At 59.9% G+C, this 25708-nt stretch carries 28 protein-coding genes, 1 tRNA gene and 1 pseudogene; 13 read left to right on the top strand and 17 right to left on the bottom strand.

Annotation, left to right across the window (positions count from 1 at the left end):
- The first annotated feature begins 117 nt into the window (after positions 1-117).
- Genes BLL36_RS04230 through BLL36_RS04205 form a run of 6 tightly spaced genes read left to right on the top strand, consistent with a single transcriptional unit; the run spans position 118 to position 5504 of the window.
- Positions 118-969, top strand: a complete 852-nt coding sequence (locus BLL36_RS04230; protein ID WP_076950233.1) for an STAS domain-containing protein — start codon at positions 118-120, stop codon at positions 967-969.
- Between the two features lie 2 nt (positions 970-971).
- Entirely contained in the window at positions 972-1334 is a 363-nt protein-coding gene (locus BLL36_RS04225; protein ID WP_017254285.1) for an STAS domain-containing protein, read from the top strand.
- Complete coding sequence (locus BLL36_RS04220; protein ID WP_076950232.1) at positions 1331-1735, top strand: ATP-binding protein; 405 nt, start codon at positions 1331-1333, stop codon at positions 1733-1735. Before BLL36_RS04225 ends, BLL36_RS04220 begins: the two co-directional genes overlap by 4 nt.
- Positions 1726-2733: an ATP-binding protein gene (locus BLL36_RS04215; protein WP_083735257.1), complete on the top strand. Its 1008-nt coding sequence runs from the start codon at positions 1726-1728 to the stop codon at positions 2731-2733. Before BLL36_RS04220 ends, BLL36_RS04215 begins: the two co-directional genes overlap by 10 nt.
- Positions 2726-3589, top strand: a complete 864-nt coding sequence (locus tag BLL36_RS04210) for a sensor histidine kinase (protein WP_076950231.1) — start codon at positions 2726-2728, stop codon at positions 3587-3589. Before BLL36_RS04215 ends, BLL36_RS04210 begins: the two co-directional genes overlap by 8 nt.
- The gene (locus BLL36_RS04205; protein ID WP_076950230.1) at positions 3579-5504 is read left to right on the top strand and encodes a response regulator; all 1926 of its coding nucleotides are present in this window, start codon (positions 3579-3581) and stop codon (positions 5502-5504) included. Before BLL36_RS04210 ends, BLL36_RS04205 begins: the two co-directional genes overlap by 11 nt.
- A 9-nt stretch (positions 5505-5513) precedes the next feature.
- On the opposite strand, the gene BLL36_RS31610 is transcribed toward BLL36_RS04205, so the two are convergent.
- Both BLL36_RS31610 and BLL36_RS31605 read right to left on the bottom strand, forming a co-directional pair.
- Positions 5514-6323, bottom strand: a complete 810-nt coding sequence (locus tag BLL36_RS31610; protein ID WP_394329471.1) for a methyl-accepting chemotaxis protein — start codon at positions 6321-6323, stop codon at positions 5514-5516.
- A 48-nt stretch (positions 6324-6371) separates the two neighbouring features.
- Positions 6372-7139 (bottom strand): annotated as a pseudogene (locus BLL36_RS31605) (MCP four helix bundle domain-containing protein); the annotation flags it as partial.
- 300 nt (positions 7140-7439) lie between these two features.
- On the opposite strand from BLL36_RS31605, the gene BLL36_RS04195 reads away from it, so the two are divergent.
- From BLL36_RS04195 to BLL36_RS04185, 3 genes are all read left to right on the top strand, one after another.
- Positions 7440-7742: a type II toxin-antitoxin system HigB family toxin gene (locus BLL36_RS04195; protein ID WP_076950228.1), complete on the top strand. Its 303-nt coding sequence runs from the start codon at positions 7440-7442 to the stop codon at positions 7740-7742.
- Positions 7743-7745: 3 nt separating this feature from the next.
- Positions 7746-8117 (top strand): helix-turn-helix domain-containing protein, encoded by a 372-nt coding sequence (locus tag BLL36_RS04190; protein WP_076950227.1) that lies wholly within the window; start codon positions 7746-7748, stop codon positions 8115-8117.
- Positions 8118-8351: 234 nt separating this feature from the next.
- On the top strand, positions 8352-9578 hold the full coding sequence (locus BLL36_RS04185) for an MFS transporter (protein WP_076950225.1): 1227 nt from the start codon (positions 8352-8354) through the stop codon (positions 9576-9578).
- Between the two features lie 482 nt (positions 9579-10060).
- Here the strand turns inward: BLL36_RS04185 and hepT are convergent, their stop codons facing one another.
- The 7 genes from hepT to dapA form a co-directional block, all read right to left on the bottom strand.
- A complete protein-coding gene (gene hepT / locus BLL36_RS04175) occupies positions 10061-10489 on the bottom strand; it encodes a type VII toxin-antitoxin system HepT family RNase toxin (RefSeq protein WP_076950224.1) in 429 nt (142 codons plus the stop codon).
- The gene (mntA, locus tag BLL36_RS04170; protein WP_076950223.1) at positions 10479-10874 is read right to left on the bottom strand and encodes a type VII toxin-antitoxin system MntA family adenylyltransferase antitoxin; all 396 of its coding nucleotides are present in this window, start codon (positions 10872-10874) and stop codon (positions 10479-10481) included. Before mntA ends, hepT begins: the two co-directional genes overlap by 11 nt.
- 121 nt (positions 10875-10995) lie before the next feature.
- Positions 10996-11085: transfer RNA gene (locus BLL36_RS04165), tRNA-Ser, on the bottom strand.
- Between the two features lie 83 nt (positions 11086-11168).
- Positions 11169-11882 carry a phosphoribosylaminoimidazolesuccinocarboxamide synthase gene (gene purC, locus BLL36_RS04160; protein WP_027604309.1) on the bottom strand — a complete coding sequence of 238 codons (714 nt, stop codon included), beginning with the start codon at positions 11880-11882 and terminating at the stop codon, positions 11169-11171.
- Positions 11883-11909: 27 nt separating this feature from the next.
- Positions 11910-12668 carry an MBL fold metallo-hydrolase gene (locus BLL36_RS04155; protein WP_076950222.1) on the bottom strand — a complete coding sequence of 253 codons (759 nt, stop codon included), beginning with the start codon at positions 12666-12668 and terminating at the stop codon, positions 11910-11912.
- 4 nt (positions 12669-12672) lie between these two features.
- Positions 12673-13788, bottom strand: a complete 1116-nt coding sequence (bamC, locus tag BLL36_RS04150) for an outer membrane protein assembly factor BamC (RefSeq protein WP_076950221.1) — start codon at positions 13786-13788, stop codon at positions 12673-12675.
- 17 nt (positions 13789-13805) lie between these two features.
- The gene (gene dapA, locus BLL36_RS04145; protein ID WP_076950220.1) at positions 13806-14684 is read right to left on the bottom strand and encodes a 4-hydroxy-tetrahydrodipicolinate synthase; all 879 of its coding nucleotides are present in this window, start codon (positions 14682-14684) and stop codon (positions 13806-13808) included.
- 273 nt (positions 14685-14957) lie between these two features.
- On the opposite strand from dapA, the gene BLL36_RS04140 reads away from it, so the two are divergent.
- Both BLL36_RS04140 and BLL36_RS04135 read left to right on the top strand, forming a co-directional pair.
- Positions 14958-15518 carry a glycine cleavage system protein R gene (locus BLL36_RS04140; protein WP_012722773.1) on the top strand — a complete coding sequence of 187 codons (561 nt, stop codon included), beginning with the start codon at positions 14958-14960 and terminating at the stop codon, positions 15516-15518.
- A gap of 10 nt (positions 15519-15528) precedes the next feature.
- Positions 15529-16002, top strand: a complete 474-nt coding sequence (locus BLL36_RS04135; protein WP_076950219.1) for a peroxiredoxin — start codon at positions 15529-15531, stop codon at positions 16000-16002.
- A gap of 164 nt (positions 16003-16166) precedes the next feature.
- On the opposite strand, the gene BLL36_RS04130 is transcribed toward BLL36_RS04135, so the two are convergent.
- Together BLL36_RS04130 and BLL36_RS04125 are read right to left on the bottom strand one after the other, a co-directional pair.
- Positions 16167-17237, bottom strand: a complete 1071-nt coding sequence (locus tag BLL36_RS04130) for an AI-2E family transporter (protein ID WP_076950218.1) — start codon at positions 17235-17237, stop codon at positions 16167-16169.
- A gap of 29 nt (positions 17238-17266) precedes the next feature.
- Positions 17267-17506, bottom strand: coding sequence for a sulfurtransferase TusA family protein (locus tag BLL36_RS04125; RefSeq protein WP_010212198.1), 240 nt, complete (start codon positions 17504-17506; stop codon positions 17267-17269).
- A 94-nt stretch (positions 17507-17600) separates the two neighbouring features.
- On the opposite strand from BLL36_RS04125, the gene BLL36_RS04120 reads away from it, so the two are divergent.
- The gene (locus tag BLL36_RS04120; RefSeq protein ID WP_076950216.1) at positions 17601-19034 is read left to right on the top strand and encodes a M48 family metalloprotease; all 1434 of its coding nucleotides are present in this window, start codon (positions 17601-17603) and stop codon (positions 19032-19034) included.
- A 61-nt stretch (positions 19035-19095) separates the two neighbouring features.
- Here the strand turns inward: BLL36_RS04120 and BLL36_RS04115 are convergent, their stop codons facing one another.
- The 4 genes from BLL36_RS04115 to rpoE all read right to left on the bottom strand — a co-directional run bounded on the left by BLL36_RS04115 (position 19096) and on the right by rpoE (position 22936).
- The gene (locus BLL36_RS04115; RefSeq protein ID WP_076950215.1) at positions 19096-20532 is read right to left on the bottom strand and encodes a DegQ family serine endoprotease; all 1437 of its coding nucleotides are present in this window, start codon (positions 20530-20532) and stop codon (positions 19096-19098) included.
- Between the two features lie 224 nt (positions 20533-20756).
- On the bottom strand, positions 20757-21719 hold the full coding sequence (locus BLL36_RS04110; RefSeq protein ID WP_076950214.1) for a MucB/RseB C-terminal domain-containing protein: 963 nt from the start codon (positions 21717-21719) through the stop codon (positions 20757-20759).
- 15 nt (positions 21720-21734) lie between these two features.
- Positions 21735-22322 (bottom strand): sigma-E factor negative regulatory protein, encoded by a 588-nt coding sequence (locus BLL36_RS04105; protein WP_016975168.1) that lies wholly within the window; start codon positions 22320-22322, stop codon positions 21735-21737.
- 32 nt (positions 22323-22354) lie between these two features.
- Entirely contained in the window at positions 22355-22936 is a 582-nt protein-coding gene (gene rpoE / locus BLL36_RS04100; RefSeq protein WP_003172477.1) for an RNA polymerase sigma factor RpoE, read from the bottom strand.
- Positions 22937-23399: 463 nt separating this feature from the next.
- Between rpoE and nadB the strand changes: the two genes are divergently transcribed.
- Positions 23400-25016 (top strand): L-aspartate oxidase, encoded by a 1617-nt coding sequence (nadB, locus tag BLL36_RS04095; protein ID WP_076950213.1) that lies wholly within the window; start codon positions 23400-23402, stop codon positions 25014-25016.
- On the opposite strand, the gene BLL36_RS04090 is transcribed toward nadB, so the two are convergent.
- Positions 24985-25431 carry a protein YgfX gene (locus tag BLL36_RS04090; RefSeq protein WP_076950211.1) on the bottom strand — a complete coding sequence of 149 codons (447 nt, stop codon included), beginning with the start codon at positions 25429-25431 and terminating at the stop codon, positions 24985-24987. The genes nadB and BLL36_RS04090 overlap by 32 nt on opposite strands.
- Positions 25415-25669, bottom strand: a complete 255-nt coding sequence (locus tag BLL36_RS04085; protein WP_076950210.1) for an FAD assembly factor SdhE — start codon at positions 25667-25669, stop codon at positions 25415-25417. Before BLL36_RS04085 ends, BLL36_RS04090 begins: the two co-directional genes overlap by 17 nt.
- Between the last annotated feature and the right edge of the window lie 39 nt (positions 25670-25708).

Genomic DNA, 25708 nt, shown 5'->3' with positions numbered 1-25708 from the left:
CGTACGCGCGGGCGTTTCCTGTCAACTTAGACAGGAAACGCCCGCGAAATACTTCTAATTTCTTCAATTTAGTATAAATTGCGTGCAGCTTATTCAAGGCACTCAAGGAGGTCACCCGTGGCAACTCTGCAAACGAAAACAATCCAGGCACTGCATGAAAATCGTATCGCTCTCCTTGAGGAATGGAATACCAGCCTTGAGGCTTCGGGTGCGACGCGTAACGTCAAAGGCGACGATGTCAAACAGCAGACCCGTGAATTCCTCGGGCTGCTGAGCGCCGCCTTGCAACAAGGCGGCTCGCAAAATACCCACCACGAAAACTGGGCGGAAACCCGAGTATTCCTGGAGAAACTGTCCCACAGCCGTGCCCTCGCCGGACAGGACTCGCAACAGACCGCCAGCTTCATTTTCGCCCTCAAGGGACCACTGTTCGCCTTGCTGCAGCGCGAATACGCCGAGCAACCGGCGCAACTGGGCGAACAACTCTGGGAAATCTCCGAGCTGCTTGATGCGTTGGGCATGCACACCATCCGTACCTTCCAGAAATCCCGGGAGTCGGTGATCAAGCGCCAGCAGGAAGAACTGCTGGAACTCTCCACCCCGGTGGTCAAGCTGTGGGATGGCGTACTGGCCCTGCCGATGATCGGCACCCTGGATTCGCAACGCACCCAAGTCGTGATGGAATCGCTGCTGCAACGCATCGTCGACACCGGCGCGGAAATCGCCATCATCGACATCACCGGCGTGCCGACCGTCGATACCCTGGTCGCCCAGCATCTGCTGAAAACCGTCACCGCCATCCGCTTGATGGGCGCTGACTGCATCATCAGCGGCGTGCGTCCGCAGATCGCCCAGACCATCGTGCACCTGGGTCTGGACCTTCAGGGCGTGGTGACCAAGGCCAACCTCGCCGATGCATTGGCCTTGGCGCTCAAACGCCTGGGCGTCAACATCACCAAGGCTGTCTAAGCATGGAACGCATCCCTATTTTGCAGATGGGCGAGTTTTTGCTCGTGACCATCCAGGTGGATATGCACGACCAACTCGCGTTGACCTTGCAGGACGATCTGTCCGAGCGTATCAGCCGTACCTCGGCGCGCGGCGTGCTCATCGATATCTCGGCGCTGGACATGGTCGACTCCTTCATCGGCCGCATGATCGGCACCATCTCCGGGCTGTCCCGGATCATGGATGCACAAACCGTATTGGTGGGCATGCAGCCCGCGGTCGCCATCACCTTGGTGGAGTTGGGCATGACCCTGCCCGGCGTCGCGACCGCACTCAACGTCGAGCGCGGCATGAAGCTGCTGCGTGACCGGGTAGAACACTCATGAGCCAAGCCAGCAGCGGCACACACCCTGTGCTGATAGAACAGGACGTTGTGCTGGCTCGACAATTGGTACGCAAACTGGCCCAGGACTGCGGCATGCGCCTGATCGACCTGACCAAACTGGTCACGGCGGTCAGTGAGTTGGCGCGTAACACGGTGGTCTATGGCGGCGGCGGCTATATGGACTGGGCTGTGATCGAGAAAGACCACCGCCCCGGTGTACGCCTGACGTTTCGCGACGAAGGGCCGGGCATTCCCGACCTCAAGCTGGCGATGACCGACGGCTGGACCTCCGGCAGCGGCCTTGGCCTGGGGCTCACCGGCGCCAAGCGCCTGGTGGATGAGTTTGAACTGGACACCGAGCCTGGCAAGGGTACCCGCGTGACGATCACTCGATGGGCCTGAATATTCCCAGCGCGCTCACGCAAGTGCTCCTGATTGAAGATACCAGCCAGATCGGCCACGCCCGGCGCACGGCCCAGCAGTTTTCCGAATCATTGGGCTTCGATGAGACCGATGCGGGGCGGGTGGCGCTGGTCGCCACCGAGCTCGCCAGCAACATCCTCAAACATGCTACCCAAGGTGAATTGCACCTGCGCGCCACCGGCAACGGCGGCGTCGAGATGATCGCCATCGACCGTGGGCAAGGCTTTGATATCAACAGCGGGCTGGTCGACGGCTTCTCCACCGGAGGCACCCAAGGTATCGGGCTTGGAGCAATATCACGCCTGGCGCAGGTGTTCGATGCACATGCCGATCAGCGCGGCGCGGCGATACTGGCCAGGCTGACACCGCGCGCCGTGAAGGCCAGGGATATTCGCTATGGCGTCAGCCAGCATTCGCTGCATCACGACCCTCACTGCGGTGATGCCTGGCACCTGGCGATCGAGCCTGGGCGCTTCAGTGTGATGATGGCCGACGGCCTCGGCCATGGCGAATATGCCGAGCAGGCAGCCCGAGCGGGAGAAGCGGTGTTTGCACAGAGTGCCTTCGTGGATTCGACAGTATTGATGAACGACATGCACGTCGGCATGAACGGTACCCGTGGCGCTGCCATGGCGCTGGCGCAGTACGATGCCGTGGCCGACACGCTCCGCTTCACCGGCGTGGGCAATATCGGCGGCAGCCTGATCGGGCCCGACAAGTCGCGTGGCCTGGCGTCCCACCCCGGTATCATCGGCGTGCAGTTTCGCAAGGCTCAACCCTTCGACTATGCTCAGGTGGCCAATCAGTTGCTGATCCTTTACAGCGACGGCCTGCAATCACGCTGGAACCTGTCGGACTACCCAGGGCTCGTCCAACGCCACCCTGCCCTGATCGCCGCCATCCTGCACCGTGACTTCTGCCGCGGCCGGGATGACGTTACCGTCTTCGTGATTGCCCTGGAGGCCATCGATGGCTGAAACCACTGCCTCGCTCGCCGCTGAAATCCAACGCCTGCGCCAGGAAGCGGATGCCCTGCGCGCGGAGTTGGATGAAACCAACCAAGGCGTGCTGGCGCTGTATGCCGAATTGGACATGCAAGCCGATCAACTGCGCCAGGCGTCAGACCTCAAGAGTCGTTTCCTGTCGTATATGAGCCACGAGTTCCGCACGCCCCTGGGCTCGATCCTGAGCATCACCAGCCTGCTTGCCGACGAGCTGGACGGCCCGTTGAGCCCGGAGCAACACACTCAGGTGGGGTTCATCCGCACCTCGGCGCGCGAATTGCGCGAGATGGTCGACGACTTGCTCGACCTGGCCAAGATCGAGGCCGGGCGCATCACTATTTCCCCGGGCTGGTTCGATATGTTCGACCTGTTCTCGGCGTTGCGCGGGATGTTCCGCCCGATTGTCGACGCATCATCGGTCGACCTGATCTTCGAGAAGCCTTCCGGCTTGCCCAAGCTCTACACCGATGACAAGAAACTCGCGCAGATACTGCGCAACTTTATTTCCAATGCGCTTAAATTCACCCTGCAAGGTGAAGTGCGGGTGTCGGCGCGCATGGAGAGCGAACACGAGATCCGTTTTGCGGTGCAGGACACCGGCCTGGGCATACCCGCCGAGTTGCACAATAACCTGTTCGAAGACTTTTCCCAGATCGACTCACCCTTGCAGAAACGCCTGCGCGGCACGGGCCTGGGCCTGTCGTTGTGCAAGCGTTTCGCCGAGTTGCTGGGAGGCCGGGTAGGCGTTGAAAGCACGCCCGGCGTGGGCTCGCTGTTCTTTGTGGTTATTCCTCTGTCCATCTCCAGCGAGAACGTCGATGAAACGTGATATCCAACTGCTGATCGTCGACGACAATGCCGCCACGCGCTACGCCCTGCGCCGACGCCTCGAACGCCATCACTACCAGGTGCTTGAAGCCGGCACGGGCCAGGACGGGCTGGACCTGATCGCCGCTGGAAAAATCGATGCGCTGATCCTCGACGTCAACCTGCCAGACATGAGCGGCTTCGATATCGTGCGCCGTTTGCGCACCGACCCGAACACGGCCTTGCTGCCCGTGGTGCACGTTTCGGCGGCCTCCATCGAGACCGGCGACATCATCACCGGCCTCGACGCCGGGGCTGACGCCTACCTGATCCACCCGATCGACCCCGAGGTCCTGCTGGCGACCCTGCGCACCCTTTTGCGCGTGCGCGACACCGAATACGCGCTACGGGAAAGCGAGGCACGTTTTCGAGAGATCTTCTTTAATATCAGCGCGCCGATTGCCGTGATCGACGCGCAACTGAAGGTCCACGAATGCAACCATGCGTTCGCCCAGCTGATTCACGACAACCTCAACCCCGATGCGCTGCTTGAATGCTTCGCCGGCGACCAGTATGCGGTCATCCAAGAACTGTGCCTGCGCCTGGCGGCCGGTGAACGCTGGAAAGGCACGTTGCAGATGAAAGTCGACGGTCAATTGCGCGAAACCGAATGGCAGATTTCGCCCTATGACCGTGCCGAGCTGAGCCTGGTATTTGTCGAGGACGTCACTGAACACCGTCATCGCGAGCGTCACCAGCAGGCCGAACTGGCCAACGCGGCGACCCGCCTGGCACGCACTGAAGCGCAACTGCTGCAGGCGCAGAAGATGGATGCCCTGGGCAAACTCACCGGTGGCATCGCCCATGACTTCAACAATTTGCTTACCGGTATCATCACCAGCCTGGAGCTGATCAAGAAGCGCATCGAAAGCCAGCGCACCGATAAGGTCCTGGGCTATGCCGACGCCGCGCTGAGTTCAGCCCTGAGCGCCGCCGGCCTGACCAACCGCCTGCTCGCGTTCGCCCGCCAGCAGCCGCTGGACACGCGGCCGATCGACATCAACGCGCATATCCTATCCCTGGAAGAATTGCTGGTGCGCACCATCGGCGAACACATCGCCCTGAAACTGGAGCTGACCAACAACTCTGCCGTGGCGATGGTCGACCCGATCCAACTGGAAAGCGCGGTGCTGAACCTGGTGATCAACGCCCGCGATGCACTGCCCAAAGGCGGCAACATCTGGGTGACCACTTACCCGGCCTACTCCAACGGCAACCTCAAGCTGGAAAACGGCCCCTACATCGCGCTGTCGGTACGCGATAACGGCGTGGGCATCGAGCACAGCGTCATCGACAAGGTGTTCGACCCCTTCTTCACCACCAAACCCGTAGGTCAGGGCACCGGCCTGGGCCTGTCGACCATCTACGGTTTCGCACGCCAGTCCGGCGGTGATGCGCAGATCCGCAGCGTCACCCGCCAAGGCACCGAAGTGACGATCATGCTCCCGGCGGCCGAGGGTCCCGCTTCGGTGGCCACCAGGACGCTGGCGAAGCCAGGCAAAAGCAACGGTGAGCACATATTGATCGTCGAAGACATGCCCTCGGTGCGCAGCTTTGTCGCCGAAGTGCTGGCAGACGCCGGTTACCGCTGCAGCCTGGCAGCCGACGGTGACGAAGCGATCGCTAGCTTGAAGACCGACGTGACGATTAACCTGCTGCTCACCGATGTCGGCCTGCCCTACATGACCGGCCGTGAATTGGCCGACTTCGCCCGTGGCCTGCGCAACGATTTGCCGATCCTGTTCATGACCGGCTACGCCGAGAATGCAGCCAATCGGCAAAACTTCCTGGGTGAAGGCATGGACCTGATCACCAAGCCGTTTCACATCGATGAGCTGCTTGAGAAGATTCGCCAGGGCCTGGAAGCAAAGTCCTAGCGCCGCTGATTACAGCTGGAACCGCGCCACCGCCTCGTTCAGCGAAGCCGCCAACTGGGCCAGTTCGCGACTCGATCCATTGATCTGCCCGGCGCCGGATGAGGATTGGGCAGACAAGTCGCGAATGTTGACGATGTTGCGGTCGACTTCCTTGGCCACTTGCGCCTGTTCTTCCGCGGCGCTGGCAATCACCAGGTTGCGTTGATGGATCTGGTCGATGGAGTCGGTGATCTGGCTCAACGCGCCACCCGCCCCTTCGGCCAAGGCCAGGGTATCGGTGGCGCGCTGGGTACTCGACTGCATTGAAGTCAGCGCGTGATCCGAGCCTGTGCGCATCGCTGTGACCATCTGGTCGATTTCCAGGGTGGATTGCTGGGTACGATGCGCCAGCGCGCGCACTTCATCGGCAACGACCGCAAAGCCGCGCCCGGACTCACCGGCCCGCGCAGCCTCGATGGCGGCATTGAGGGCCAGCAGGTTGGTCTGTTCGGCAATGGAGCGAATCACGTCGAGCACCTTGCCGATATCCCGGGATTGCTCGGCGAGGTTCTGCACCAGCGTCGAAGTCTCACCTATGTTCGTGCTCAGAGCCTGGATGGCGCTGACGGTTTCGCCAACGCGATGCTGGCCTTCGCGCGCCGTTTCATTGGATATACGCGTGGACTCGGAGGTGGACACTGCGTTGCGCGCCACTTCGTCCGCCGCGGACGTCATCTCATTGACGGCGGTAGCGGCCTGCTCGATTTCGGCGGTCTGCTTCTGCAGGTTGCGGCTGCTTTGATCAGTGATGCCATTGAGGTCAGTGGCGGATGAGGCCATCTGCCCCGCTGACTGGCGGATCAGCTGCAAGGTCCCGCGCAGGTTGGCCTGCATGCTCTTGAGTGCAACCAGCAGACGCGTCACTTCGTCATCACCGGTAACGTCTACCGTCTGGGTCAGGTCGCCTTGAGCCACGTTTTCGGCAGCCCGCACCGCATGGCTCAGCGGGCCGACAATGCTGCGCGTCAACAACCAGGCGAGCGCCACGGTGCTCAACGCGGCCAGGAGTACGAAGCCGAACACCATGGTCCGCGAGCGGCTGTACTGCGACTCGGCCAGTTGGCCCTGCTGATTGATCTGCGCGTTGTAGTAGTCAGCCAATGCGTTGAGCTGCACACCGGAGCCATCGATCACGGTTTTCATGTCCACCAGCAGCAGCTTGTTCAGCTCGGCAGACTGCTGCTTGTCGGCAAGCACGAAGGATTGCGCCAGCCCCTGTTGGTACTGACGCAGCGAACCCTGGAACTGATCGTAGAGCGCGCGTACTTCTGGGGTATCGATTAACGCATCGAGTTCGCCCAGCCGTTTGGTCAGGTCCTGGCTGCGGGTGTCCATCTGACTGCGGTATTGCGGGATGCTGGCCGGATTAGGGTCCAGCGCCATGCGCAACGAGATCGTCCGAATGCGCAGCATGATTTCGCGAATGTCCGCCACCAGCCGCATCTTGGGCACCAGCCCGCTTTCAACCTGCACCGCACTGGCGCGAATGCTTGCCATGTTCGACAGCGCAAAAAAACCCAGCAGGGCCACGAGCAAAGCGATCAAGGCAAAACCCAGACCCGCACGGCGAGCGATGGACAGGTTGCGAAGGGACATTTCGGGGGATCTCTTATTGGGGATATGACGTCGTATGAGAGGGTTTCGGCCTGCGTAGGCGGGACTTTAGAGCGCAGGTGGAAAGGAAATTAATTGTCATGAATATCAGGGAGTTATTTGACCTATTGACGAGCAAAAAGCTACTTGAGGGCAATACTGGGTTCGGAACGTATTCCTTCACCGTTACAACGGAGATTTCTTATGCGGCAAAACCTTTTCTGACCTAAGGCAGCTACCCAAAACAACCGTTACCAATAATACGAGCTTGCACAAGTCCCATAGCGGGACTAGGATTTCCTCATGAGAATCATCGCGATCAGCCAACTCAAAACCTTTTGGCGCAAGTACCCGGACGCCGAGCAATCTCTACTGGCCTGGATAGATGAGGCAAAAAACGCCGACTGGTCCACCCCGGCTGACATCAAGGAACAGTTTCGTAATGCAAGCGTCCTCAAGAGCCGCAGAGTCGTCTTCAATATAAAAGGCAACGACTACCGGCTAGTGGTCGCGATCGCCTATCGCTACGGCGCTCTCTACATCAAGTTCGTCGGTACGCATAAGCAGTACGACGCGATTGACGCCGACACCGTTGAAACGGAGTAACCCATGAATATCCGACCCATCCATACCGAGCAAGACTATAAAGACGCACTGAAGTCAGTCTCCCCGCTGTTCGATGACGAACCGGAACCCGGTACGCCAGAAGGTGATTACTTCGATGTAATGATCACCCTGATTGAAGCCTATGAGGCCAAGCATTTCCCGATTGACCTGCCCACCCCCGTCGACGCCATTCGTTTCAGAATGGAACAGTCTGGTCTCTCGGCAGCAGATCTGGTGCCCGCCATTGGCCGTCAAAACCGGGTCTATGAAGTGCTTAATGGAAAACGCGCACTCACTTTGCCAATGATCTGGAAACTGCATGAAATGTTTGGAATTCCAGCCGGGAGCCTGATTCGGCCGGTAAAAAATGCGTGAAATCGAAGGTACGAAAAAGCCCGTAGAGCGAAGCGCTTTGTCTGTTCAAGCAGCGCGACACTCAAGGGCACGTTTGTAGCCTGCGTAACGGCTGAATCCAGACGCATCGATTGCACTGATGATTACTATCGAACCGAGCGCCTGCTCAATTACCACAACAGGTTTCTATAATCGGCTCCAAATTCCCTCCCCTTCGCCTGGCTTCAGGCGACGTTCACCCCGGAACCTGACTCCATGCCAAGCGCCACCCAGGCCCCTCGCGGCCTTCCCGAACATAACCAACAGAGCGTCAAACAGCAGTGGCTGGCGATTCTCTCGGTCGCCGTGGGCGCCTTTGCCCTGGTGACCAGCGAGTTTCTGCCGGTGGGCGTGCTCAACGACGTTGCCAGCGACCTCGGCATCAGCGCCGGCCACGCGGGCCTGATGGTGACCCTGCCGGGCATCATGGCCGCCCTCGCCGCGCCGTTGCTGTCCGTGGTCATCGGCAAGATGGATCGCCGCTATCTGCTGATCGGCCTGACGCTGGTCATGATCATTGCCAACCTGGTCGTGGCCTTCGCCAGTGACTTCAGCCTGCTGCTGTTCGGCCGCGTGTTGCTGGGCATCAGCATTGGCGGTTTCTGGGCCACGGCCATCGCCCTCAGCGGTCGCCTGGCGCCCAGGGGCGTGGACGTCGCCAAAGCCACCTCGATCATCATGATGGGCGTGACCCTCGCCACCGTATTGGGCGTGCCCGTCGGTACCTGGCTGAGTGGCCTGATGGGCTGGCGCATGACCTTTCTGGTCACAGCGCTGGTGGGCATACCGGTCCTGCTCGCGCAGGTCTTCCTGTTGCCTCGACTCCATCCGGAGAAGGCCATTCTGGTCAGTGACCTACCGGCGTTGTTTATCAACCCCCGCGCTCGGGTCGGGCTGATCGCCGTGTTGCTGATCGGCCTTGCGCACTTTGCCGCCTACACCTATGTCGCGCCGTTCTTCAAGAACAGCGCCGGCTTCGACGGGCCGACGATCGGTTCGCTGTTGCTGATGTTTGGCGTGGCCGGGGTCGCAGGTAACATCTTTGCCGGTTTCGCCGCCAACCGCAGCGTACGTCACACCCTGCTGCTGGTCGCGCTGATGATCGGCACCAGCACCGCCCTGTTCCCCTACTTCGCCACCGGCCTGATCGGCGCCACGATGCTGATCGCGCTGTGGGGCTTCGCCTTCGGCGCCTTCCCGGCGTGCGCCAGTATCTGGATGTTCGTGGTCGCGCCCAAGGATGTGGAACGTGGCATGCCGTTGTTCGTTGCGTTGTTCCAAGTGATCATTGCGCTGGGCTCGTTCTTTGGTGGACAGATCGTCGACCACCTGGGCACCTCGGTGTTATTGAGCCTGGCTACGGCGCTGGTGGGCGTGGGTTTTGTCACGGTGTTGGTGCTGGGGCGTAACATCAGCAATCGCCTGGTGGTGCAGCCGGCCTGACCAGACAGGACACGCTAAAAAGCCCGCTGAGCATTGAGCTCAGCGGGCTTTTTTTGTTTCAGGGAAGGTGTTTATCTGAACTTGGGAAAGCACGTTAAACAGCTGCACCTGCATATCAATCCTGCTCGGAAACTACCGATCCCGCACAACGTAAGCGACTGTTTCGGAAAAGCTTGGTAATGAGAATTCCCAGAGTGAAGCTTGAGCACCCACGCCTCTGAGCTAGCCTCAGAAGGTCGCCGGTGTGGCGACATACTTGCAAAGGGAGCTTATATGCCAACGCGATATCGTGATGCGGCAACAGGGGAATACGTGACAGAGGGTGAGGCAAAGAAAAGGCCGAGGGAGACGGTTAAGGAGACGGACAAAAAGCCGCCAGCAAAACCGCAGGGCAAGAAACTGAAGGGTCCTGCAGTGCCAAATCACAGAGTGGGATCAATGGTCAGCCAGGCCCGTCTCGATGTAGCGTTCACGAGGTTTTTTTAAAGCCGCCGGACGGCCGAGTCCTTAGTTAAAATGTGCGAACTGAATGCCAGGAAATCGCCCAAGTGCTGAGTAATGATCGCAACCGTGATCGGCAACTGAAGCGTTTGATATTCATGCACGGCGATATTGCGGAAGCCGACCATATTCTTCAGGTTGGTCAACAAAGATGGGCTCACCCAACCGCCCTGGGCCAGCAGTTCGAACACGTCGCGCGCGCCTTGGGGAACGCCAAGGCGCTCACGACGAATCAGATGCTGCCCCATGTCCAGCGCGGCTTCACATGCACGCTGAATATTGAGAATGGCTGCATCCTGGCGAGTGTAATCAGTGGCAAAACTGGCAGGGTCCTTTTCATATTCCTCCCGGGCACGCGCCACACAACGCTCAATGCTGGCAGCCTTGTTGATGAGTACGTCATCGACCATATACCGTCCCGTCCTTATGAATGTCGGCTAGCAGCCCGGCTCTGGCAGCATCCAACGCCGTTTTCTCGCTGAGAATATAGCTCTCAAAAATACCTGCCTGACTGCCCTTACTCCAGAGCAGGCGCCCTGTCGTTATGACTTGGTATTGCATGACGGTTGACGCAGCACGCAAGTCCAACAAATCGACAGGTACTTTGACGATATCCGCCAACTCTCCAGATAGGCGCCACAACTGCAGTGGGTCAATACGCCCCTCAACCAGAGCAGCCAGGTCAAGGTCACTGTCTGCCTGTGCCTCGCCCGTTACCTGGCTGCCAAACGCATACACCGCCAACAGACCAGGGAGGTTCGCCCGTAAATGCGTGAGCACTGTTTCAAAGTTCATGATCGACCCGCATTGGAATCCGGTGATGATGACCGTAGCAGAATTCACTTGACCCTTTCTGCTACAAAAACAAAAACCCCCAACAACATTTAAGTTATTGGGGGTTCTCGTTTACAAATAATGGCGGAGAGATAGGGATTCGAACCCTAGGTACCGGTGAAGGTACAACGGATTTCGAATCCGTCCCATTCGGCCACTCTGGCATCTCTCCAACGGCGCGCATCATAACAGCATGATTCGAGGATGCAAAGCGCCGAAGCGATTTTTTTCCGTGCTATCAGATGCTTGCGTCGATTAAAGCGGTACGCCGAGGCGCTTGGCGACTTCTTCGTAGGCTTCGATCACGTCACCGAGGCCCTGGCGGAAGCGGTCTTTGTCCATCTTCTTCTTGGTGTCCTTGTCCCACAAGCGGCAGCCGTCCGGGCTGAATTCGTCGCCCAGGACGATGGAGCCGTCGTGGAACACGCCGAATTCGAGCTTGAAGTCCACCAGCAAGAGGCCTGCGTCGTCGAACAGCTTGCTCAGCACGTCGTTGACCTTGAGGGACAACTCCTTCATGCGGGCCAGTTGTTCAGCGGTGCCCCAGCCGAACGCCACGACGTGGGATTCATTGATGAACGGGTCGCCCTTGGCGTCGTCCTTCAGGAACAGTTCGAAGGTGTAGGGGTTGAGCTTGAGGCCCTCCTCCACGCCCAGGCGCTTGACCAGGCTGCCGGCGGCGTAGTTACGCACGACGCATTCCACCGGGATCATGTCGAGCTTTTTGACCAGGCACTCGTTGTCGCCCAGCAGTTTGTCGAATTGGGTCGGGATACCGGCCGCTTCGAGCTTCTGCATGATGAAGGCGTTGAACTTGTTGTTCACCATGCCCTTGCGATCAAGCTGTTCGATGCGCTTGCCGTCGAACGCCGAGGTGTCGTTGCGAAACAGCAGGATCAGGCGGTTGGCGTCGTCGGTCTTGTACACCGACTTGGCTTTGCCGCGGTAGAGTTCTTCACGTTTTTCCATGATGGGCTCCGCTTGCTAAATGGTGGGCTAGGCGATGTGTCGCCAGTCGAGCCCTGAATCTTGATCGGCCAGTTGCAGCCAGTCCGGGTCGCACCCGAGGGTGTCGACAAAACATTGCCGGGCAAGCGTCGGCAGGTTGTTCTTGCTGCTCAGGTGGGCCAGGACCAGGTGTTGCAAGTCTTGCCAGCCCAACTCATACACCAGGTACGCCGCCTGATGGTTGTTCAAATGCCCCAGTTCGCCGCCCACCCGCTGCTTGAGAAAGTACGGGTAATGACCGCGGGCCAGCAGGTCACGGCAGTGATTGGACTCGATCATCAACGCATCGAGGTTCCGGTAACCGTCCAGCACCTTGGCGCAGTAGGAGCCCAGGTCGGTGAGTACGCCGAAGCGCCGCTCACCGTCACTGAACACATACTGCGTCGGCTCCTGGGCGTCGTGCGCAACGGCAATGACATCGATGCTCAGGGCACCGACCTGCAGTTGCTCGCCACCGGCCAGGAAACCCGCAGGTTCAATGGGTTTGCGCATCCCGCGCAAGGTGCCGCGACTGAGGTAGACCGGAAGATTGTAGCGCCGAGACAGCAAACCCACGCCATGCACGTGGTCGGCATGTTCGTGGGTCACCAGAATCGCGCTCAGCTGTACGGGGTGAACCCCCAGCCGCAGCAGGCGCCGCTCGGTTTCCCGTAACGAGAAACCACAATCCACCAGCACATACGTGTCGTCATGTGCGACCAGCGTGCCGTTCCCTTGGCTACCGCTGCCGAGAACGGCAAAACGCATCGGATCAGCCCAGGTTGTCCTGAATCACGCCCAATACTTTGCGCGCTGTTTCAGCGGGCGCAACGGTATTGATGTTTTTCTCGACGGTGACTTGCACGGCGTCGCCTACCTTGCTCAAACGAACCTGGTAACGCTCGGCGCGAGTCTCGATCTCTTCCTTGGTCGGCTGGCTGCCGAACAGCTTGCCGAAGAAACCGGGCTCTTCATCTTTACGCTCGGCCTTCTCAGCCACGTTGATGTAGTACAGGCCCAGGCTGCGGTTGATGTCTTCAACACGCCATGGGCCCTGCTCCAGCGCGCGGCCCACACTGGCCCAGGCACGGTCGAGGTCTTCACCCAAGTTGAGCACCACGTTACCGCTGCCGTCTTCGGTGAGGCTGACACGGCTCGGGGTGTCGTAATCGCGTGCGGCGAGCAGGGATACGGAACCACCCTTCTCGGAGATACGGCTCATGCTGGCCAGCATTTCGTCGACCAGTGCCGAGTCGACGCCGGTATTGACCGAGCGGTTGGTGAATTCAACGTTGGCCGTGCTGCCGGCAGGACGCTCGGCGCTGACCACGTAGACTTCACTGGTATTGCGCTGCACGCCTGGCTCGATGCGCACACGCACGCGGGCTTCGCTGTCGGCGGCTACACCGCCGGCCTGCAAACGCTTGGCCATGGTGGCCGACAGTTCGCTGCCCTGCTGCCATGCGGTGGTGAATTCACCGGTTTGCGGGCGCTGTTCGTCGATGCGAAAACCATTGTCCTGAAAGAACTGCACAGCCACCGGCCAGACTTCGGCAGGTGGGCGCTGGGCCACGATCCAGCGGGAGTCGCCGCTCTTCTGCAGGCTGTAGTCGCTGGCATCCGCCACGGACGCGATCGGCTGCGGACGCGGTACCACGTACTCACCCTTGGTGGTGTCGTCGGCGACGTTGCGCGGGATCGGCAGCAACGGGTCAAGGCGCTTGGCGACATTGACGCCCGGCGGCAATTCCATGGGTTTGGTGGGTTGGGCTTCCAGGTAATCGCTACCGCGGTCACGGAAGTAGCCTTCCGGGCCCCAGATCCAACCGCAGCCACTGGTGCTGGAGATAATCAAGGCAAGTGCGGAAAGTCCGGCCAATCGCTTCATGCGTAGTGCTTCCTCAATTAAACCAGGACGCCGGACTGGCGCAGGGCCTGTCGCAGCGGTTCGTGACAGGCTTCACTGAGACGGGTGAGCGGCAGACGGATACCGTCCGGCATCATGCCCATTTCAGTCAGCGCCCATTTCACGGGAATAGGGTTGGATTCGATAAACAGTGTCTTGTTGAGCGGCATCAGCTTTTCGTGGATGGCACGGGCGGTCACGGCGTCGCCGGCGATGGCGGCGGCGCACATGTCGCTCATGGCGCGCGGGGCCACGTTGGCGGTCACGCTGATGTTGCCTTTGCCACCCAGCAGGATCAGTTCCACGGCGGTGGCGTCGTCACCGGAATACAACAGGAAGTCGCTGCCCACGCCGGCCAGGATGTCCTTGGCGCGCTGCAGGTCGCCCGTAGCTTCCTTGATGCCGATGATGTTCGGCACGGTGGACAGGCGAATCACGGTCTCGGCCTTCATATCGCACGCGGTACGACCCGGTACGTTATAGAGGATCTGCGGAATATCGACGGCTTCGGCAATGGCGCAAAAGTGCTGGTAAAGGCCTTCCTGGGTCGGCTTGTTGTAATACGGGGTCACCAGCAGGCAGGCATCGGCGCCGGCCTTTTTGGCGTTTTTGGTCAGCTCGATGGCTTCACGCGTCGAGTTGGCGCCCGTACCGGCGATCACGGCAATACGGCCCGCGACGCGCTTGACCACGAACTCGATCACCTGGATGTGCTCTTCCACATCGAGGGTGGCCGATTCACCGGTGGTGCCGACCGCCACGATGGCGTTGGTGCCTTCTTGCAGGTGGAAGTCCACCAGTTTGCCCAGGCTGTCCCAGTCAAGACGACCTTGTGCATCCATGGGTGTGACCAGTGCCACCATACTGCCCGCAATCATGCAACCGCTCCTGCCGGAAAAAGAGAGCGGTAATGGTACTGGCGCCAAGATGCTTGCACAAGCGAAGTACCGCCTGAGGATGCGTTCTGGCGCAACTAAACGTTGGACAAGGCCATCATCGGACCAAACCACGTCATGAAGCACGATGAAATAGGACCGATCACGCAATGAAACCGCCACCTCCTATCCCTTGGCGGCGCTTTTCGCTACCCTTGATCCTTTGATCGATACGGCCCCCACGGTATCGACCGCTCATCGTTTTAGGAAGGCTGCATGTCCACCCCCACAGTTCGCGAACAATTCCTTGTTATCAGTGCCCTCGGCGCCAACCCCATGGAGCTGACCAACGTGCTGTGCCGCGCCAGCCATGAAAACCGCTGCGCCGTCGTAACGTCGCGCCTGACCCGCCATGGCGAGTGCAGTGCGCTGGTCTTGCAGATCTCCGGCACCTGGGATGCCCTGGCGCGCCTGGAGACCGGCCTGCCGGGCCTGGCCAAGAAGCATGACTTCACGGTCAACGTGGTGCGCAGCGCCGCCCTCGAGAACCGGCCACAGGCCCTGCCCTACGTGGCGTATGTCAGCTCGGCGTATCGTTCGGACATCGTCAACGAGCTGTGCCAGTTCTTTATCGACCACAACGTCGAACTGGAGAACCTGACCTGCGACACCTACCTGGCTCCGCAGACCGGCGGCACCATGCTGAACGCCACGTTCACCGTCACTTTGCCGGCCGGCGTGCAGATCAGCTGGTTGCGCGACCAGTTCCTGGATTTCGCCGATGCGTTGAACCTCGACGCACTGATCGAACCATGGCGCCCACAGAACCCAATGTAAGGAAGTTTTCATGGCGGTAGTCATCGATACACCGGTCGCCGATTTCGAAGCCCAGGCCACCAGCGGCCAGACCTTCAGCCTGGCCGCACTCAAGGGCAAGCAGGTGGTGATCTACTTCTACCCGAAGGACAGCACGCCGGGCTGCACCACTCAGGGCCAGGGTTTTCGGGATCAACATGAAGCGTTCAAGGCCGCCAACACCGAGGTGTTCGGCGTGTCGCGCGACAGCTTGAAGTCTCACGAGAACTTCAAGGGCAAGCAGGCATTCCCCTTCGAGCTGATCAGCGACAAGGATGAAGCGGTTTGCCAGTTGTTTGATGTGATCAAGCTGAAGAAGCTGTACGGCAAGGAATACCTGGGCGTGGATCGCAGCACTTTCCTGATCGACAAGGAGGGCGTGCTGCGTCAGGAATGGCGCGGTGTGAAAGTGCCGGGGCATGTGGATGCTGTTCTGGCAGCGGCCCAGGCGCTGGACAAGGGTTGATGTAGTGAGCGGGCTTGCCCCGCGCTGGGTTGCGAAGCGACCCCGATACGGCTGCCGCATTCTTCCAGATAAAACGCGGTCGCAGGTTTTAGGGCTGCTTCGCAACCCAGCGCGGGCGGTGCGACGATTCGACAAGCCCGCTCACTACAAATGACGGGATGTCGTTACAGCAGCGGTGCTACAACCGGTTCCTTGCGAGGCCACGCATCCAGCACGGCCTTGAACAGCGTCGCAAGGGGTATCGCAAAAAACACGCCCCAGAATCCCCATAACCCACCAAACAACAGCACCGCGCAGATGATCGCCACCGGGTGCAAGTTGACGGCCTCCGAGAACAGCAGCGGCACCAGCACGTTGCCGTCCAGGGTCTGGATGATCCCGTATACCGCCATCAAGTAGATGAACTGGTCGCTCCAGCCCCACTGAAACAATGCGATCAAGGTCACGGGTACTGTCACCACCACGGCGCCGACGTACGGCACCACTACCGATATTCCCACCAGCAACGCCAGTAGGGCCGCGTAGTTCAGGTCCAGGGCGATAAAAGCGATGTAGGTCACGCCTCCACAGATGATGATTTCGATCACCTTGCCACGAATGTAGTTGGCGATCTGCCGGTTCATTTCCTCGGCAACGCGAGTGATCAGTGCACGTTCGCGCGGCAGGTAGCCCCGCACCCAGCGGCCGATCATCACGCGGTCCTTGAGGAAGAAGAACACCAGGATCGGTACCAGCACCAGATAGATCATGATATTGACCAGCAGCGGCAGGCTGGACAGGGAAAAGGTCAACGCCCATTGCCCGAACTTTCCGATCTCGCCGCGCGCCACTTCGATGGCTTGCAGCACCTGCTCATCCGAGACCAGGTGCGGGTAGCGCTCCGGCAACAGCAGCAACAGCGACTGCCATTTGGCGAGCATGCCCGGCAATTCATTGAACAGGGTAATCAACTGGTGCCATAGCAACGGCAACACCACCACGATAAACAGCACCAGCAGCCCCATGAACAAAGCGAACACCAGCCCCACGGCCGCCCCGCCCGGCAAGCGCAAGCGTTCCAGGGTAGTGACCAGGCCCTGCATCAGGTACGCCAGCACCATCCCCGCCAGCACCGGCGCCAGCATGCCACCCAAGGTGAGCACGGCCGTAAAGGCGAGAAACAGCAGGACCGCCAGCACCACCGCTTCTTCATCGGAGAAGTAGCGCTGGATCCAGTCTCGTAACACTTTGAACATCAATCAACCTCGGAGGATGGGCAAACGGTTCAGGCCTTGCGCAACCAGTAACGGTACACACCGGCGGCGTCTTCTTCATGCAACAGGGTGTGGCCGGCCAGTTTGGCAAACGTGCGAAAGTCCCGCTGGGAGCCCGCATCCGTAGCGATCACCTTGAGCACCGCGCCACTGGCCAAGCGATTGAGCTCCAGCTTGGCCTTGAGCAAGGGTAATGGGCAATTGAGGCCGCTGGCGTCAAGTTCGGCATCAAAGGCTACAGCGTCGGTCATGGTTTTACTCCGGGCACGCATTCGGGCGCTTAGAATATCTGGTCCGAAGCTCAGTGTCCGGCTACAGTAAGCTCTTTGTCGAAAGGCTCTGTGCATGACTTTTTTGCGCCCCACCCTGCTGACGCTGGCTTGCCTGCTGGCCTCCCCAGGCTTCGCCGACGACCTGCCGTCACTTGGCGACGCCAGTTCTGCCATTGTCTCGCCACAACAGGAATACCAGTTGGGCCGTGCATGGCTGGCCTACCTGCGCGGGCAGGTCTCGCAACTGAACGACCCGCAGCTCAAGGATTACGTCGAAACCAGCGTGTACAAACTGGTGGAAACCAGCCAGGTCAATGACCGGCGCCTGGAGTTCATCCTGATCAACAGCCCGCAACTCAACGCCTTTGCGGCGCCAGGCGGCATTGTGGGGGTGAACGGCGGGCTGTTCCTCAACGCCCAGACCGAAGGGGAATATGCCTCGGTACTGGCCCATGAACTGGCGCACTTGTCCCAGCGTCACTTCGCCCGTGGCGTGGAAGCGCAGCAGCGCATGCAGATCCCGATGATGGCAGCGCTGCTTGGCGGCATCATTGCGGCGGCGGCCGGTGCTGGCGATGCGGGCATCGCGGCGATTGCCGGCACCCAGGCCGCCGCGATCCAGGAACAGCGCAGGTTCTCTCGGCAAAATGAACAAGAGGCCGACCGCATCGGCATCGTCAACCTGGAAAAGGCCGGCTACGACCCACGCTCGATGCCGACCATGTTCGAGCGCCTGGGCCGCCAATACCGCTTCGACGCCAAGCCACCGGAGTTCCTGCTGACGCACCCGGTCACCGAATCACGGATAGCCGACACCCGTAACCGCGCCGAACAAGCCAAACCCGGCGGCAAGGAAGACAGCCTGCGCTATCAGTTGATTCGCGCACGGGTGCAGTTGCAGTACGAAGACACGTCAGGCCTGGCCGCCAAGCGTTTCCAGGCGCAGCTGGACGAGAACCCGAAGAACGATGTAGCGCGTTACGGCCTGGCCATCGCCCAGATCAAAGCCTCTCAGTTCAAGCAGGCGCGGGACAACCTGGCACCGCTGCTGGCTAAGGCACCAAACGACATCACCTACAACCTGGCGCAGATCCAGCTGGATATCGACAACAATCGCCTGCCTGATGCCCAGCAACGCACGGATCGGCTGCTCACCCAGTACCCCGGCAACTATCCGCTGAACCAGATTCGGGTCGACCTGTTGCTCAAGCAGAACCGTACGGCCGATGCCGAGAAAGCCCTGGATGCACTGCTCAAATCCCGTCCCGACGACCCCGACGTCTGGTACCAGGTCGCCGAGACACGCGGTTTGTCCGGCAACATCATTGGCCTGCATCAAGCGCGTGCCGAGTATTTCGCGCTGGTGGGCGATTTTCAGCAAGCGATCCAGCAGTTGGATTTTGCCAAGCGCAGGGCCGGGAGCAATTTCCCCCTGTCTTCTCGTATCGACGCACGCCAGCGTGAGCTGATCGAGCAGGAACGCCTGGTCAAAGGCATGATGAGCTAAACCCATCGCGCACAAAAAAGCCCCGCTTTCGCTAAACGAAGGCGGGGCTTTTTTTACCGAGTTACTCGGCCAGCTTGAACGTAATGAAGCTTGCACGCCCCTGACGCAATACGCGCATCGACACCGAACGATTCTTCGGCAACGCCTTGGCGATGTCGGTGAACTGCTTGGTGCTGTCGATTGCCTGATTGTTCAGGTGAGTGATCACATCACCGGGCTGCAGGCCGATCAGCGAAGCAGGACCGTCCTGCACTTCCTTGATCACGACGCCGCTCTTGAGGTCGAAGGTCTTCTTCTGCTCAAGGGTCAGCTCGGCCACGGCAATGCCCAGGCGATTGCTGCTGCGCTCGGCACCCGGCTTGGCGTTGCCCAGGGCATCCAGGGTTGCGCCCTCTTCAGGGATGGCGCCAACGGTCAGTTCAACGTTCTGGCGCTTGCCATCGCGGATCACTTCCAGCTTGGCCTTGCTGCCAGCCTTGAGCGCGCCCACCAGATGCGGCAGATCGGCCGACATGACGATCGGCTGGCCGTTCATGCTCAGGATCACGTCGCCGACCTGCAGGCCACCTTTGGCAGCCGGGCCGTCGTCCTGGATCTGCGCGACCAGGGCACCGGCAGGCTTATCGAGGCCGAAGGATTCAGCCAGGTCTTTGTTCACTTCCTGAATCACCACGCCCAACCAGCCGCGACTGACCTTGCCACCGCTTTTGAGCTGGTTGGAAACGTCCATGGCGACGTCAATCGGGATGGCGAAAGACACCCCCATGAAACCACCGGAACGGGTGTAGATCTGCGAGTTGATCCCAACCACTTCGCCCGCCAGGTTAAACAGTGGGCCACCGGAGTTACCCGGGTTGATCGGCACGTCGGTCTGGATGAACGGCACATAATTTTCGTTCGGCAGGCTGCGGCCGATGGCGCTGACGATACCTTGGGTCACGGTATGGTCGAAGCCAAACGGCGAACCGATGGCGACCACCCATTGCCCGGCTTTCAGGTCCTGGGATTTACCCAGTTTCAGCACCGGCAGGTCCTTGCCTTCAATTTTCAGCAAGGCCACATCGGAACGTGGATCGGTGCCGACCAGCTTGGCTTTGAGCTCACTGCGATCAGCCAGGCGCACCAGGATCTCGTCAGCGTCGGCAATCACGTGGTTGTTGGTGAGGATGTAGCCGTCCGGCGAAATGATGAAGCCGGAACCCAGGGACTGCGCTTCACGCTGGCCACCACCGCCACGGGGCGTGCGCGGTTGGGGCATGCCGCGCTCGAAGAACTCGCGCAGCATTGGCGGCAGGCCTTCAAGGTCCGGCATTGGCTGGTTGGAGACTTTGCGATCCGGCAGTTTTTGCGTGGTGCTGATGTTCACCACGGCCGGCGAGGCCTGCTCGACCAATTGGGTGAAGTCAGGCAACTCGACTGCTTGCGCAGGCAAGGCCTGGCCCAGCACCAATACCGTGGCGATTATGGATAGATAGGACTTCAAGCGTGGTATCGACATACAGCTCCCGTTACGACGAGCAGGGTTGAGCGACAGGGTTCAAGAAACGCCGCAATACGACCGGCATCTTTGTTCCGCGAACAAAACAAGGCCAGCGCCGACAAGCCCTGACCTATAAAAAACGTGAGTGTTTTTTGCAAGTGAAAATACTGATCCAGACATTTCATGCTCTCGGCAACCCACCTGCCATGCGCCTACAGTGAAACGTCAGGATGAACATAAGATTAACGATTCACGGCTGGCTTTTTTTCACCGCGCACCGACAACGCGATACGTTCAGCGGTGCCGACAGGGATCTCGCCCACCACCGTGACCATCATTTCGCCATCTACCGTGTTCAGGCGGCGGGAAACGGCCACCGTCGGGCCCAGTTGCGTGCGAGCCTCCGTGACGCCCCCATCGCTGACCGGCTCAAGGAACACAGAGAAACGCGCCAGCCCGTCGCTATACATCAGGCTGTCTACCGTCGTTTTGGTCTGGGCGTCCTTACGGGCACTGCTGGTGGTCAGTTGAAAACCTGGCGGCAACCATTCCATATGCCACGTCTCGGTGGACTGTACCTTGGGTGCCTTGCTACTCGCCACGGTAATCGGTGCGCATTCGGCACTGGGCTGCAGATCGCGGTCGTCAGGCACGACGGACGTATTCAATCGCGTGAACTGGAAGCGCTCAAGCAACTGGTCTTTATCATTCAAGAGCAAGGATTTGAGCGGCAGCGCGGTTTCACGGTCCAGGTGCAGTTCAAAACCGTAGCGGTATTGATCACGCGGCGTGATCGACACGATCACCGCATTTCGACCGGCCACACGGGATTTGCCAATGACGGCCAGTTCGTAGAATTGATTGAGTTTTTGCGGATCAAGCGCACGCGAGGGTGCGTCACGGGAATTGCCAAGGCCTGCGACAAGGGTACCGCTGACGCATTGCGTGCGGCCATCCACGCGCACGACTTCCTGGGCAGAACCATCGAGCTGCAAGAGGCGCTCACGGACCTGGCCATTCTGGACTCTGTGCCAGATGTCATGGGTGGAGAAACTGCCGTTACGTTCGTAGACGAACGTACCTTGAAAGCTTTGCTGCTGCTCTGCACGCCCAAGTCGAGTCAGCCAGTCTTGGGCTTCATCGGCATGGGCGGGGAGTGCTAAGCAACCACTGAGCAAAAGCGTAAGGAGCGGTATGGCTCGCATAGAGCTCCTTACGGATTAGCGGTTTTCCAGACTTGCTGCGCGAGCATAGGGCAGAGCGGTTTCAGTGCCTTTCAGGGCCGATTCCTGTGCGTGTTGGCGCAGGTAGCCTGGAAGACGCTGGTCTTGCCAGCCGGATTGCCCTTGCAAGACGCCATTGGCCATAGGCCCGGTGGTGTCGGAGCTTTCCTTGTAGCCGGCCAGTACCGCCGGGCCTTTGACTTGCGGACCGGCCATGACCGGCTGCTGAGTCTGCTGGGCCAGTTCGGCACCGGCGATTTCGTCCTGGTTGTACAGGCGAACACCCGCCAGCACGGCAACAGTTACCGAGGCAGCCACTGCCAAGCGACCCAGGCTACGCCAAGGACCACGAGCAGCTTTCGCCGGAACGGCTTCATCAGCCAGCGCGGCAGAAACGGCCGCAGCAATATCCAGACGAGGGATTAGAAGATCCTTGTGCATCACCGCCCGAGCGACTTGGTAACGAGACCAGGTATCACGGGTTTCGGCATCGTCAAATGCATTGAGCACCCGACGAAGTTCCAGTTCATCCGCTTCGTTATCCATCACTGCGGACAGCGATTCCTGCAGGGCATCACGACTCATGGCGGTTCCTCTCTTGGCTGTCGCCGCTGTCTTTAGTTCTCTTGCAACAACGGTTGCAAGGCTTTATCGATGGCTTCCCGGGCCCGGAAAATCCGTGACCTTACAGTCCCCACCGGACACTGCATGACGCTCGCAATGTCTTCGTAACTCAGACCATCGAATTCACGTAAAGTTAACGCCGTACGCAAATCTTCTGGCAGTTGCTGAATTGTGCGATGAACGGTGCCTTCGATCTCGTCGCGCAGCAATGCACGCTCCGGGGACTCGAGATCCTTGAGCCCGTGATCACCATCGTAAAATTCCGCATCTTCTGAACTTACATCGCTATCCGGTGGGCGGCGTCCGCGAGACACCAGATAGTTCTTCGCCGTGTTGATGGCGATTCGGTATAGCCACGTGTAAAACGCACTATCACCGCGAAAGTTACCAAGTGCACGGTAAGCCTTGATAAAGGCTTCCTGTGCAACGTCCTGCGCTTCATGGGTGTCGTGCACAAACCGCACGATCAACCCGAGAATTTTGTGCTGGTATTTCAGCACTAGCAGATCAAAAGCTCGCTTGTCGCCACGTTGTACGCGCTCGACCAGCTGCTGATCCTCTTCCTGGGTTAGCATGAACACTCCTCGTTGTGCTCGTAGGAGGCTTGCATAACTAAACGATCAGGCTTGCAAACATAGACTCGGTCTTTTCGCAAAAGTTCTCCCCCTTCAAGCAAGTTTCCGGCACGCACTGATTTGGCACACACGAAAAACGCAGCGCGGGCAACGCCGGCTGCGCGAATAATCTTGTCGCCGGTTTTTCTGACGCGTCCAATGCTCCCGACGGGCCAATAAACTCAACGTTTTCCCAGCTTTCGGGCAACCTGCTATTGAGTCAGGGCTCATGCAAAAAGTTCCCTTCTCAAAACCGCCCGGTTTTACCCGAGCCGTGCACGGTAATCTCAGATTGCCACGAATGCCCGGCTATTGTGCCGCTCCACCCCTCTATATACTAGTGGCCCGTGTGACCCTTTGATTCGCCGATCCAGGCGTCCTGTTTGCGCCAACCCTTCGGATCGCTTTTTGCGGAATCCTTCAAATGAGCCAACAGTTTCAACACGATGTCCTGGTGATCGGCAGCGGCGCGGCCGGCTTGAGCCTTGCGCTGACCCTTCCCAGCCACCTGCGCATTGCAGTGCTGAGCAAAGGCGACCTGGCCAACGGCTCGACGTTCTGGGCCCAAGGCGGTGTTGCCGCCGTGCTGGACGACACCGATACGGTGCAGTCCCATGTCGAAGACACCCTTAACGCCGGCGGCGGCCTGTGTGATGAAGAAGCGGTACGCTTCACCGTGGAGCACAGCCGCGAAGCCATCCAATGGCTGATTGACCAGGGCGTGCCGTTCACCCGTGACGAACACGCGGGCAGCGACGACGGCGGTTTCGAATTCCACCTGACCCGCGAAGGCGGCCACAGCCATCGCCGCATCATCCACGCAGCCGACGCCACCGGCGCTGCGATTTTCAAGACGCTGCTCGAACAAGCCCGGCAACGCCCCAACATCGAATTACTGGAACAGCGTGTCGCCGTCGACCTGATCACCGAAAAGCGTCTGGGCCTGGACGGAGAACGCTGCCTCGGCGCCTACGTGCTCAACCGTGGCAGCGGAGAAGTCGACACCTACGGCGCGCGCTTCACTGTCCTGGCTTCAGGTGGCGCGGCCAAGGTCTACCTCTATACCAGTAACCCGGACGGCGCCTGTGGCGACGGCATCGCAATGGCCTGGCGCTCCGGGTGCCGTGTGGCCAACCTGGAATTCAACCAGTTCCACCCCACTTGCCTGTATCACCCGCAGGCCAAGAGCTTCCTGATCACCGAAGCCCTGCGTGGCGAAGGCGCGCACTTGAAGCTACCCAACGGCGAACGCTTCATGCAGCGCTTCGACCCGCGCGCCGAGCTCGCGCCCCGCGATATCGTCGCCCGCGCCATCGACCATGAAATGAAGCGCCTGGGCGTCGACTGTGTCTATCTGGACATCAGCCACAAGCCCGAAGCTTTCATCAAGACCCACTTCCCCACGGTGTACGAGCGCTGCCTGGCCTTCAACATCGACATCACCAAAGGCCCGATCCCCGTGGTGCCGGCCGCGCACTACACCTGCGGCGGCGTGATGGTCGACAGACACGGCCGCACCGACGTACCCGGCCTCTATGCGATCGGCGAAACCAGCTTCACCGGCCTGCACGGCGCCAACCGCATGGCCAGCAACTCGTTGCTTGAATGTTTCGTCTATGCGCGATCCGCGGCGGCGGACATTCTCGAACAGCTGCCACGCATTCCGGTGCCGGCCGCCCTGCCCCGCTGGGACGCCAGCCAGGTGACCGATTCGGACGAGGATGTAATTATCGCGCACAACTGGGACGAGCTGCGCCGCTTCATGTGGGACTACGTGGGGATCGTACGCACCAACAAACGCCTGCAACGGGCGCAGCACCGCGTACGCTTGCTGCTGGATGAGATCGACGAGTTCTACAGTAACTACAAGGTCAGCCGCGACTTGATCGAGCTGCGTAACCTGGCCCAGGTCGCCGAACTGATGATCCGCTCGGCCATGGAGCGCAAGGAAAGCCGGGGCCTGCATTACACCCTCGACTACCCGCAGATGCTGCCCGAGGCCCGTGACACTATCCTGGTACCAACCACCTACGGCGGCTGAACTTCAGGCGTACCCGCAGGCGCCGATGCACATCGGCGCTTTGCGCGTCCCTGGGTACGCAGATCGTGCGCACCCGCCACTCCCCCGGCACGCGATAACGCAGCACCACGATCAAAGGCAAGGCCAGGCTGTCGGGACGCAACTGCACGCCGTGCCAACCGCGCTCAGCGCTGAATAGCTGCCAGCCATCCGCATCACGGCGCAGGCCACGGACGGACGAACGGTGAGTCAACAGGATAAAACGCGGCAAGACCCAGGTGGCGTGCGCTATACACAACAGTATGCCCAGGCTCGAATAAGGCAACTCAATCGCCGACAGCGCACCCAACGCGAATGGCTGGGCGAGGAGATACGCCGCCAGCAACAGCCGTGAGGCCTGCCAGCGGCATTCGAAAACATTACTTGGGCTGGACACGATCCAGAATCATCCGGACCATGCGCTGCAGCTCCGGGTCTTCGGACTCGGCACGTTCCATGAACCAGCCGAACATGTCCTGGTCTTCGCATTCCAGCAGCCGTACATACAGGTCGCGATCTACCTGATCGAGCGTCGCGTAGACCTCTTTGGTAAAAGGCACCAGCAACACGTCCAACTCCAGCATGCCGCGACGGCTGTGCCAGTAGAGACGATTGATTTCGACTTCTTCGACCATGGAGCGCTCCTCAAATAGGGCGCAAGTATACAGGCCCGA

This window comes from Pseudomonas cedrina subsp. cedrina, from assembly GCF_001983175.1.
GTDB classification, from domain to species: domain Bacteria; phylum Pseudomonadota; class Gammaproteobacteria; order Pseudomonadales; family Pseudomonadaceae; genus Aquipseudomonas; species Aquipseudomonas cedrina.
Note: the sequence above shows the minus strand (reverse complement) of the source record. Positions and strands in the feature narration are given on the sequence as shown.